The organism is Streptomyces sp. MK37H, from assembly GCF_018035285.1.
GTDB lineage: Bacteria > Actinomycetota > Actinomycetes > Streptomycetales > Streptomycetaceae > Streptomyces > Streptomyces endocoffeicus.
In genome coordinates, this window is record NZ_JAAAYH010000336.1 from 1 (window position 1) to 9,969 (window position 9,969).

A 9,969-nucleotide genomic window follows, 5' to 3' on the forward strand; every position below is an offset into this window, starting at 1 on the left:
AGTTCTCGGGGATTTCGGAATGCGCCTGGCGGTTCGTGATGGACCGAGCGGCCGTCAGGCGACCTTGTGGACGGCCGGTTCGGGCGCCTTCACACCCAGCCGGTCCAGGAGCTCGGTACGCAGCTCGGCGAGGAGCGGATCGGCGATGTCGCGCGGCCGGTCCCGGTCCACCCGGATCTGATGCGCGATGACGCCCCCGTCCATCACCAGGACGCGGTCGGCGAGCAGCAGCGCCTCCTCCACGTCATGCGTGACCAGCAGCACCGCGCAGCCGCGCCGCTGCCACAGCTCGGCCACCAGCTGCTGCGCGGTGATCCGGGTGAGCGCGTCCAGCGCGCCGAACGGCTCGTCCAGCAGCAGCAGATCGGGTTCGCGCACCAGCGCACGGGCGAGCGAGGCGCGCTGGGCCTCACCGCCGGAGAGGGTCTTGGGCCAGGCGTCGATGCGGTGGCCGAGACCGACCTCGTTCAGCGCCCGCTCGGCCACGGCCCGCCCGGGGCGGCCGGGCAGCCCGAGCAGCACATTGCGCCAGACCCGCTTCCAGGGCATCAGCCGGGGTGCCTGGAAGGCGACGGCCTTGCGGCGCGGCACCAGCACCTCGCCCTCGATCTCCCGGTCCAGTCCGGCGAGCACCCGCAGCAGTGTGGACTTGCCGCAGCCACTGCGGCCGAGCAGCGCCACGAACTCGCCCGCCGGTACGTCGAGTTGGAGATTGTCGATGACCGCGCGACCATCGAACGAGCGGGTCAGCGAGCGCACCCGCACCGCGGCATCGCCACTCGCGTCGCCCGTCTCCTGCCCCGACTCCTTCTTCAACTCCTCGCCCAGGGCGTTCACTTGCCGGTGAAGTTCGGTCGCCATTGCAGCAGCAGCCTCTCCAGAGTGCGGACGATGAAATCGGCGAGCAGGCCGAGGGCGGCGTAGACGATCAGGCAGACCACGATCACATCGGTCTGGAAGAACTCCCGTGCGCGGTTGAGCAGAAAGCCGATCCCGTCGTCGGCGTTGATGGTTTCGCCGAAGACCAGCGCCAGCCAGGCGGTGGCGAGGGAGTAGCGCAGCCCGGTCATCGCGCCGGGGAGCGCCCCGGGCAGCACCACATGGCGGATCAGTCCCCAGCGGCCGAGCCCGAGCGAGTTCCCGGCCTCGATGAGCTGGGCGTCCACGCCGCGGATGCCCGCGTAGACGTTCAGATAGAGATGGAAGGTGACGCCCAGCGCGATCAGCGCGATCTTCGGGGCCTCGCCGATGCCCATCCAGATGATGAACAGCGGGATCATGCCGACCCAGGGGATGCTGCGCAGCATCTGTACACTCGCGTCGACGAGGTCCTCGCCGAGCCGGGAGAGCCCGGAGACCAGCGCGAGCGAGACGCCGATGACACCGCCGAGCGCCAGCCCGATCAGCACCCGCTGTACGGACACCAGCATGGCGTGCGGGAGGGTGCCGTCCTTGAGCAGGTCGGAGGCGGTATCGGCGATGGTGCCGGGGGAGGCGAGGGTGTCGGAGGGCAGCACACCGGTGGCGCTGGACACCTGCCAGAGCACCAGCAGCAGAAGGGGTCCGGTCGTACGGCGCAGCCATCGCGGCACGGTGCGGCGGCGCGCGGAGAGCGGCACGACCGGTTCGAGAACCGGGGACATGGGGGCTCCACAAAGGGGTACGCCTCGACGCCCGTACAGGCCCGTACACGCCGCACGAAACGACGATCAGCACGGTACGGCGGAACGAGACCGAGGCGAGGGGGAGGAGAGGTGGGGAAGGGAGAGAAAGGTCAGCGGAGGCCGGGACACGCGGCGGACGCCACCCGCAGCAGGTCGATATGACCGCGCGTGGTGAGCAGGGCTGACGTAGACATGCCCTCGAAGCTAGCGAGGACGTCCGGAACCGGTCAACGGTGTCTTGCCCCTCGGACCTTTGTTGCGGGAGTTTTACGCGACGGCGTATCAGGATGGTTCCATGAGCGCATTCCGTACCCACACCATCAGCGTCACCACCGGATCCACCGAGACCGTCGCCGACCTCACCACCGACTGCGAGGCGTATCTGCGCGAGGTGGCGGACGGCGGTGACGGCCTGCTCAACGTCTTCGTCCCGCATGCCACGGCCGGGATCGCCATCCTGGAGACGGGCGCCGGCAGCGACACCGATCTGCTCTCCGCCCTCCGCGACCTCCTCCCCGCCGACGACCGCTGGCGCCACCGCCACGGAAGCCCCGGCCACGGCCGCGACCACGTCCTCCCCGCCTTCGTACCCCCGCACGCCACCATCCCGGTCATCGGCGGAAGGCTGGCGCTGGGCACCTGGCAGTCGGTGTGCCTGGTCGACACCAACCGGGACAACCCCGACCGCCAGGTCCGGCTGAGCTTCCTGGGCTGACGTGGGCTGACCTGGGCTGACGTGGGCTGACGTGGTCACTCCCGCAGGCCCGCCAGTGCCACCGCCCGGCGGCGCAGGGCGAACGCGGCGGGGGCGACCGACGACACCACGGCGAGTACCGCGCACGCGGCCACGGCCGCGCCGATCGCCGTCCAGGGGACGTCGATCGTGGTCCGCACCGACAGCAGGGCCAGGGCGCTCCACATGCCCACCAGGTTGAGCCCGGTGACCAGGAGGCCGAGGACCGCGCCGACCGCGACCACCGTCAGCGCCTCGGCGCCCACCAGCCGCAGCACCTGCCAGGTGGTGGCTCCGGCCAGGCGCAGCACGGCCAGTTCGCGGACGCGGTCGGAGGTCGCCATGACCATGGTGTTGGCCACGGAGATGCCCGTGTAGAGGAGGGCGATGCCGAGGACCAGCAGGAAGCCGAGCCGGGTCGTGCGGTTGGTCTCGGGGTAACTCGCCTTCACCCATTGGTCCTTGGTGAAGACGTGGCCGCCGGTCGTGCGTACCGCCGCACGCAGCCCGGTGGCCGCGGCGTCCGCGTCGGTGCCGCGCGCGAGGGCGATGTCGACCCGGTCCACGGTCGCGCCCGGGGCGTTGCGCGGGGTGACGTAGACGCCGTTGTCGCCGGTGCCGGTGGCCATCACCGCGGCGATCCGCAGCGATCTCTTCGTACCGTCGCCGAGCCACACCCGCACCCGCTCGCCCACGGTGTGGCGTGGCCACTCGCCATTGACGATGATCGAGTCGTCATCGAGATCGCTCGCCTTCCCGGCCTCGATCGGCAACCGGGTCGTGGCGGTGAGCGGGCCCGGATCGGCGGCATGGGCATCGGACTCCAGGAGCGACACGCCGTCCTCCAGGACGTACACGGCACTTGACGAGGTCGCGGACATCTCGACACCGGGCACATCGCGCAGCCTGCGCAGCGTCGCCGTATCGAAGCCCGCGCCCCCGGCCGGGGTGATGACGAAGCCGGCGGCCGTCTGCTGACGGGTCTCGGTGGCCCGCGCCCGGTTCAGCGTCGCGGTGGCGCCCAGGAGCGAACCGGCGAGGGCGACCGTGACCAGTACGGGCGCCGCGATCGCGGCCGTGCGGCGCACACCGGCGGCGGCGTTCTCCCGCACCAGCATGCCGCCGGCACCGGGCAGCCGGGCCGGGAGCCAGGCGATCAGCCGGGTCAGCGGGCGCACCGCCACCGGCGCGAGCGGCGCGACCGCGCCGATCAGCAGCATCGGCCGGCTCACATAGGTCTTCCGGTGCAGCAGGTCGCCCGGGTCCGTGAGCAGGCTCAGGCACAGCGTCACGGCGGCGGTCACCAGCAGGGCCAGGCCGGAGAGCCATCGGCCCCAGGTCATCGTCCCGCCCGTCGTGGTGTCCGCGGACGCCTCGCGCAGTGCCTGGGCGGGGCCGGTGCGGCCCGCCCGCCAGGACGCGGCCGCCGCACCGCACAGCGCGACGAACAGCCCCGTCCAGAAGGCCAGGTGGTACGGCCAGATGTGGTCGCCGATGGTGAACCAGCGCGGCGCGAGACCACCGTCGACCACCCGGCCGGCCAGCCGTGGCGCACCGTACGCGCCGAGCAGACAGCCGGTGGCCGAGGCGAGCACGCCGACCACGAGCGCTTCGGCGAAGACCATCCGGCGGATCTGGCCCGGAGTCGCCCCCGCCACGCGCAGCAGCCCGAACTCCCGGCGCCGCTGGGCGACCGCGAACGCGAAGGTGGAGGCCACCACGAACACCGACACGAAGGCGGCGACACCCCCGGCCGTGCCGAACATCGCGTTCATCGCCGCGAGGGCCTCGCGGTCCCGGTCCGGGTCGGGGTCGGCGTGGCGGCGTCCTGGCCCGGTGAGGACCCGGACACCGTCGCCGTCGCTGCCGCGCAGCGCCTCGCGGACAGCCGCCGGGTCGGCGTCCACGACGAGTTGGACGGCGGCCGGTGACAGTCGGGCGGCGCGCGCGTCGGTGTAGAAGACGGCGTTCTCGAAGCCGCGCCCCGCGACGGTTCCGACGACCCGTACGGTGCCGCGATCGGTCCGTACACGTTTCCCCGGCTTCGCCCAGTCCCCGCTGACCACGACCTCGTCCGCCGCGCGGGGCGGGCGTCCCGCGTCGATCCGGTACGGGGCGAAGGCGGCGGTGGACCAGGGGTGCCCCACCAGGTCGTCCGGTCCGCCCCGCGCCCGTACGGCGAACGACCGGTCCACGACGACGGAACCGAGCCTCCGCAGCTTCGCGACGGTCCCGGCGGGCACGGCGCGCGGATGTGCGAGCCTCCGGACCTGGACACCGGCCGAGGTGTCCACCCGCAGGGTGTCGGCTCCCCTGACCACGACCGGCGCGGCGGCGAACCGCTCGGGTCCGCGGCCGGGCGCGTCCAGGGACGAGGCGAGCGCCAGGCCCATCACCGCGGTCAGCGCGACGCCCAGCGCGAGGGCGACGAAACTGCCGGCGAAGGTGGCCCAGCGAGTGCGCAGGGTACGCAGGGCGACGCTCAGCACGGCGCGGCCTCCAGCGTGGCCATGTGCGCGGCGATGGTGTCGGCACCGGCCCCGGCCAACTCGCCGCTCACCCGCCCGTCGACGAGGAAGAGCACACGGTCGGCGCAGGAGGCGGCCACCGGGTCGTGCGTGACCATGACGATCGTCTGGCCCTCGCCGTCGACCATGCCGCGCAGCAACGTCAGCACCTCACGGCCGGTCCGCGAGTCGAGGGCACCGGTCGGTTCGTCGCCGAAGAGCACATCGGGCCGGGTGATCAGGGCGCGGGCCAGGGCGACGCGCTGCTGCTGGCCACCGGACAGCTCCGCCGGGCGGTGCCGCGCCCGCTCGCCGAGCCCGACCTGCTGGAGCGCCTCACGCACCCGGGCCTTGGCGGGGCGGTGGCCGGCGAGGCGCAGAGGCAGCGTCACGTTCTGCTCCGCGGTCAGGGACGGCAGCAGGTTGAACGCCTGGAACACGAACCCGACGCGCCGGCGGCGCAACAGGGTCAGCCCGGTCTCGCTCAGCTTCGTCAACTCGGTCCCGGCCACGGTGACCGACCCCGATGTGGGACGGTCCAGCCCCGCGGCGCACTGCAGCAGCGTCGACTTGCCGGAGCCGGAAGGGCCCATGACGGCGGTGAACGATCCCCTGGGGAACGACAGCGAGACGTCGTCGAGCGCCGTCACCGCGCCATCCCCCGAACCATAGCGTCTGCTGACGGAACGCAACTGGATCACGTCGTTGTTCATCTGTCCCCATTCCGCGGTGTCGCCTTCTCGGTGACCTCACGAAACCGCGCGGGGACACGGCGCCGCAGTACGGCAGGGGCGAGACCTGGGGTAGGGCCAGGCATACCCCCGAAGGACTCCCTGGCCCGATGGCACCGGCGGCGTGGGGCCTTCTACGGTGACCTCCATGCATCCGCGGAACGTGTGGCACGCCATGTCCGGACCGGGCTTCCTGCTGTCGTCGTGGCCGTGGCGCTCCGCCGGATATCTGCTCACCGGAGCCGTGACCGGTGGCGTCGCGCTCGTGGTGATCGCGGCCACGGCGGCGGCCGGAGCCGTTCTCGCCCTCGTCCTGGTGGGGATCCCGCTGCTCGTGCTCGCGGCCCTCGCCGGAATCCCGGTGGCCTGGGTGGAGCGCCACCGGATGCGCCTGATCGACGCGGACCCCGCCGTCGACCCGCACCGGGCGCCCCTCGCCCATGGCCTGTGGGCCTGGCTGACCACGCGCATGAGGGAGCGGGCGACGTGGCGGGAGCTGGGCCACGCCCTGCTGTTCGCGGTGCTGCTGTGGCCCGTCGACGCGCTCGTCGTCGCCGTTGCCCTGCTCTGCCCGCTGTCCATGGTCGCGACGCCGCCGCTGATGGCCATGGTCGGCGGGGGCCAGGAGATCAAGGTGCTCAAGCAGTGGACCGTCACCACCTGGCCGGCGGCCTTCGGTATCGCCGTCCTCGGTGTGGTGCTCCTGATGCTGGGTGCCTATGCCCTGGGGGTGGTGGCGGGCGCCCGGGCCGGACTGACACGACTGCTGATCGCTCCGCGTGAGGCCGAACTGGGCACGAGGGTCGTCGAGTTGACCCGTTCCCGCCTCCGGCTCGTGGACGCCTTCGAGGCGGAACGGCGGCGCATCGAGCGCGATCTGCACGACGGGGCGCAGCAGCGGCTGGTGGGACTGACGATGACGCTCGGTCTGGCCCGCCTGGACGCACCTCCCGGACCGGTCGCCGATCAGCTCGCGAAGGCCCATGAGGAGGCGGACAAGGTGCTCGCGGAGCTGCGCGAACTCATCCGCGGCATCCACCCCAAGGTGCTGTCGGACCACGGCCTCCCCGCGGCCGTCGCCGACGCCGCGGACCGCTCCGCGATCCCCGTGGACGTGGATCTGGCCCTGTCCGGACGGCTGCCCCAAGCGGTCGAGGCCGCCGCGTACTTCGTCGTCCGCGAGGCCCTCACCAACATCGCCAGGCACAGCGCGGCCAGCCGCGCGGAGGTGAGCGGAGGACACCGGGACGGATGGCTGTTCCTCCAGGTGCGCGACAACGGCCGGGGCGGTGCGGACGCCGGCACCGGAACCGGCCTGACCGGACTCGCGGACCGGGTTGCGGCGCTGGATGGCAGAATCTCCCTGTCCAGTCCGCCGGGCGGACCGACCCTGTTGCGTGTGGAGATTCCTTGCGTACGGACCGACCGCTCCGCGTAGTACTGGCCGAGGACAGTGTGCTGCTGCGGGAGGGGCTCATCGGCCTGCTCGGCCGCTGCGGGCACGACGTCGTCGCGGCCGTCGGCGACGCTCCCGCACTGCTCGCCGCGGTCGAGGAGCACGCTCCGGACATCGTCCTGACGGATGTGCGGATGCCCCCGGGGTTCCAGGACGAGGGCCTGCGCGCGGCGGTGCGGCTGCGCGAGAAGCGGCCCACGCTGCCCGTCCTGGTCCTCAGCCAGTACGTGCAGCGGACATACGCCTCGGAACTGCTGGACTCCGGTGACGGAACGGGCGTCGGCTACTTGCTGAAGGACCGGGTCGGACAGGTGGCGGACTTCGTGGCCGCCCTGTGCGAGGTCGCGGACGGTGGCACCGTCGTCGACCCCGAGGTGGTACGCCAGCTGCTGCGCCGACGCCGCGATCCGCTGGAGCGGCTCACCGCGCGGGAGCGGGAGGTGCTGGGGCTGATCGCGGAGGGCAGGTCGAACGGTGCCATCGCCCGTGCACTGGTCGTGTCCGAGGCGGCCGTGGGCAAGCACATCGGCAGCATCCTCACCAAGCTGGACCTTCCTCCGGCGGAGGAGACACACCGCAGGGTGCTGGCGGTCCTCGCCTATTTGCGGGCGTGACGCGGAGGATGTAGGCGCGTCCGCCCGGCTATCGCTTGCCCGTGAGGTTCTCCATCACCTCGTAGACCTGATCCGGGGTGAGCGGCGGACGACCTCGCCGAGCACTACTGGGACATGTACACCAAGCGCGACCGCGTCGAGCAGTTCCACCCCGAGCCCCCGGCTACGCAGACCACCGACGGGTGACCCGCGGGGCCAGGGACCCGGGCTGTGCGGCTACGCCCAGCAGCCGTTGACCGTGGCGGCCAGGCCGTCGAGGGTGTCCTTGGTGGCGGCCGGGTCGGCGGAGGACTGGTTCTCGATGAAGGAGAAGACCTTCCACCGGCCGTCCTCCGCCTTCGTCAGGCCGCTGAGCGCGATGGCGCCGGTCAGCGTGCCCGTCTTGGCCTTGACCTGGCCGACGGCGCACTGGGAGTCCGGGGTGTCGAAGCGTCCCCACTCGGGGCCCAGAGTGCTGCCCGCCTCGCCCGCCACGGGCAGGCCCTCGTCGATGGAGCGCAGCAGTCCGCGGTAGCGCGGATCGGTGAGCAGGTCGAGGATGTCCGCCACGGTCCGTGCCGGGATGCGGTCCGCCCGGGAGAGCCCGCTGCCGTCGTGGATCTCGAAGTTGGCCATCGAGACCCCGTAGTGGCGGCTGAGGACGTCCCGCACCACGGCCGTGCCGTCCTCGTAGGTGGCGGGCCTGCCGGCGCCGAGCGCGGTCATGCGCAGCACCGTCTCGGCGATGTCGTTGTCGCTCTTCTTGAGCATCTTCTTGATCGTCTCGGACAGCGTGGGGGACAGGTGCTGCCCCACCGGGACATCCGTCGCCGAGGCCGTGCCGCGAGTGACCTCGCCGTCGACGGTGACGCCCTGGTCGGCGAGTTGCTGGGCGAAGACCTTCCCCGCGTCGATGGAGGTGTCCGCGGACAGCTTGCCGTCCACCACCAGGGAGCGCACCGGCGACACCTGGTCGTCGTAGTAGGAGTCGTTCCAGCCGGTGGCGAGGGTCGGCTCGGGGAAGAGGCTGTCGTCGATGCGGACCTTCACCGAGTCCAGGCCCCCGAGCTTGACCCCGGCGGCGGCCGTCTTGGCGAGCTCGGTGAGATCCGCGGTGGTCAGCATGCGGTCGCCGCCGCCGATGAGGGTGAGCGTGCCGTCGCCGTAGACCACCTTGGTGGTGAACCGGTGCTCGGGGCCGAGCACGGTCAACGCCGCCGTGGCGGTGGCCAGTTTGGCGTTGGACGCGGGCATCAGCGCGGTGTCGGCGTCATGCCCCCAGATGACCTTGTCGGAAGCGGAGTCCAGCACGATGCCGCTGAAGGTGCCGCCGAGACTCGGGTTCTGCGCGCGGGTGTTGAGGTTCTCCGCGATCCGCTGCTCGGCGGGGTCCAGCCCGTCGGCGGCCACGGACTGGGCCGTCGTGGTGGTCTTGGTGCTCTTGTCGGCGGCGAGCGCCGACGGAGCGGACAGCAGCGCGCCCGTGACCGGGACCGCCGCGACGATGAACGCGCGGCGCACGGCGAGACTCATGGGCTTGGCTTTGCGATGACGCCCGGTGGACGAGGTCGCGCTGGACATGGGGGCTCCGGGGCGCGTAGAGGGAGATGGGGGGTGGTGAAACGAAGCACTCACTTTAGCCGTAGCTGATCACCTTCGTCCCGTCGATCCGTGGACATGTGGTGAAGCCGATGCGGAGATAGGTCACTGCACCGACTCCTCCGGCTATTTACGAGATGTTGCGACCACCGTTGAGAACGATCGCGTCGCCGTCCGTATCCATCGGCGTCGGGCTGTGCCCTCCACTCCGGGACGGGTGGGGGAGCGCGCTCCGACGTGGCCGAGGGCAAGGCGTCCCCGGCGTATGAAGACTGCCGATGAGGGGCGAAGGATGAGGAACAAGAAGAGACACAAGCGATCCAGGGTCATCGGGCTGACCGTGGTCGGAGTGACCGCACTGGCCGTGGGTGGCGGGGCTCTCCTGATGACCGACAACGATGCTTCCGCCGCCCGCCAGTCGGCCGGGCAGCAGGCGTCGGCGCGGACGGCCATGACCGTCAAGTGCCCGGATGCCGCGACCCGTCTGGCGAGTGTGCCGCAGCAGGCGCGGCCCACCGTGGACAAGGAACTGGCGACGATGGACAGCCAGGTGGCCGACGCCTACAAGCAGTTGGCCGCGCGCGGCCCCGGTGCCGACCGGGACTGGGTACGCACCCGGGTGCTGGAGCCGCTGACCGCCCAGCGGCGTGGCGCGCTGGACCGCATCGGGAACGAGATCGGCCGGG

9 protein-coding genes and 1 pseudogene are annotated in these 9,969 nt (G+C 71.9%); 4 read left to right on the forward strand and 6 right to left on the reverse strand.

Going from position 1 to position 9,969, the window contains the following annotated elements; genetic code table 11:
- Positions 1-54: 54 nt before the first annotated feature.
- The 3 genes from GWI24_RS33055 to GWI24_RS47000 all read right to left on the reverse strand — a co-directional run bounded on the left by GWI24_RS33055 (position 55) and on the right by GWI24_RS47000 (position 1,858).
- Positions 55-861, reverse strand: coding sequence for an ABC transporter ATP-binding protein (locus GWI24_RS33055; protein ID WP_210949737.1), 807 nt, complete (start codon positions 859-861; stop codon positions 55-57).
- Positions 834-1,643 (reverse strand): ABC transporter permease, encoded by an 810-nt coding sequence (locus GWI24_RS33060; protein ID WP_210949738.1) that lies wholly within the window; start codon positions 1,641-1,643, stop codon positions 834-836. Before GWI24_RS33060 ends, GWI24_RS33055 begins: the two co-directional genes overlap by 28 nt.
- 131 nt (positions 1,644-1,774) lie before the next feature.
- Positions 1,775-1,858, reverse strand: coding sequence for a putative leader peptide (locus GWI24_RS47000; protein ID WP_350203233.1), 84 nt, complete (start codon positions 1,856-1,858; stop codon positions 1,775-1,777).
- A gap of 101 nt (positions 1,859-1,959) precedes the next feature.
- Between GWI24_RS47000 and GWI24_RS33065 the strand changes: the two genes are divergently transcribed.
- Positions 1,960-2,379 carry a YjbQ family protein gene (locus GWI24_RS33065; protein WP_210949739.1) on the forward strand — a complete coding sequence of 140 codons (420 nt, stop codon included), beginning with the start codon at positions 1,960-1,962 and terminating at the stop codon, positions 2,377-2,379.
- A 35-nt stretch (positions 2,380-2,414) separates the two neighbouring features.
- Here the strand turns inward: GWI24_RS33065 and GWI24_RS33070 are convergent, their stop codons facing one another.
- Positions 2,415-4,886, reverse strand: a complete 2,472-nt coding sequence (locus GWI24_RS33070) for an FtsX-like permease family protein (RefSeq protein ID WP_210949740.1) — start codon at positions 4,884-4,886, stop codon at positions 2,415-2,417.
- Complete coding sequence (locus GWI24_RS33075; RefSeq protein ID WP_210949741.1) at positions 4,880-5,617, reverse strand: ABC transporter ATP-binding protein; 738 nt, start codon at positions 5,615-5,617, stop codon at positions 4,880-4,882. The genes GWI24_RS33070 and GWI24_RS33075 overlap by 7 nt, the downstream gene beginning before the upstream one ends.
- Before the next feature lie 193 nt (positions 5,618-5,810).
- Here GWI24_RS33075 and GWI24_RS33080 point away from each other — a divergent pair, with 193 nt between their 5' ends.
- The gene (locus GWI24_RS33080) at positions 5,811-7,073 is read left to right on the forward strand and encodes a sensor histidine kinase (RefSeq protein WP_210949744.1); all 1,263 of its coding nucleotides are present in this window, start codon (positions 5,811-5,813) and stop codon (positions 7,071-7,073) included.
- Complete coding sequence (locus GWI24_RS33085) at positions 7,046-7,705, forward strand: response regulator transcription factor (RefSeq protein ID WP_210949742.1); 660 nt, start codon at positions 7,046-7,048, stop codon at positions 7,703-7,705. Before GWI24_RS33080 ends, GWI24_RS33085 begins: the two co-directional genes overlap by 28 nt.
- Before the next feature lie 216 nt (positions 7,706-7,921).
- Here the strand turns inward: GWI24_RS33085 and dacB are convergent, their stop codons facing one another.
- Positions 7,922-9,265, reverse strand: a complete 1,344-nt coding sequence (dacB, locus tag GWI24_RS33090; protein WP_210949743.1) for a D-alanyl-D-alanine carboxypeptidase/D-alanyl-D-alanine-endopeptidase — start codon at positions 9,263-9,265, stop codon at positions 7,922-7,924.
- Between the two features lie 310 nt (positions 9,266-9,575).
- Between dacB and GWI24_RS33095 the strand changes: the two are divergent.
- Positions 9,576-9,969 (forward strand): annotated as a pseudogene (locus GWI24_RS33095) (hypothetical protein); the annotation flags it as partial.

Excerpts from the sequence above, each read along its gene's own strand:
- GWI24_RS33060 (WP_210949738.1), bottom strand. The coding sequence starts at position 1,643 with ATGTCCCCGGTTCTCGAACCGGTCGTGCCGCTCTCCGCGCGCCGCCGC.
- GWI24_RS33065 (WP_210949739.1), top strand. The coding sequence starts at position 1,960 with ATGAGCGCATTCCGTACCCACACCATCAGCGTCACCACCGGATCCACC.
- GWI24_RS47000 (WP_350203233.1), bottom strand. The coding sequence starts at position 1,858 with ATGTCTACGTCAGCCCTGCTCACCACGCGCGGTCATATCGACCTGCTG.
- GWI24_RS33080 (WP_210949744.1), top strand. The coding sequence starts at position 5,811 with ATGTCCGGACCGGGCTTCCTGCTGTCGTCGTGGCCGTGGCGCTCCGCC.
- dacB (WP_210949743.1), bottom strand. The coding sequence starts at position 9,265 with ATGTCCAGCGCGACCTCGTCCACCGGGCGTCATCGCAAAGCCAAGCCC.
- GWI24_RS33055 (WP_210949737.1), bottom strand. The coding sequence starts at position 861 with ATGGCGACCGAACTTCACCGGCAAGTGAACGCCCTGGGCGAGGAGTTG.
- GWI24_RS33075 (WP_210949741.1), bottom strand. The coding sequence starts at position 5,617 with ATGAACAACGACGTGATCCAGTTGCGTTCCGTCAGCAGACGCTATGGT.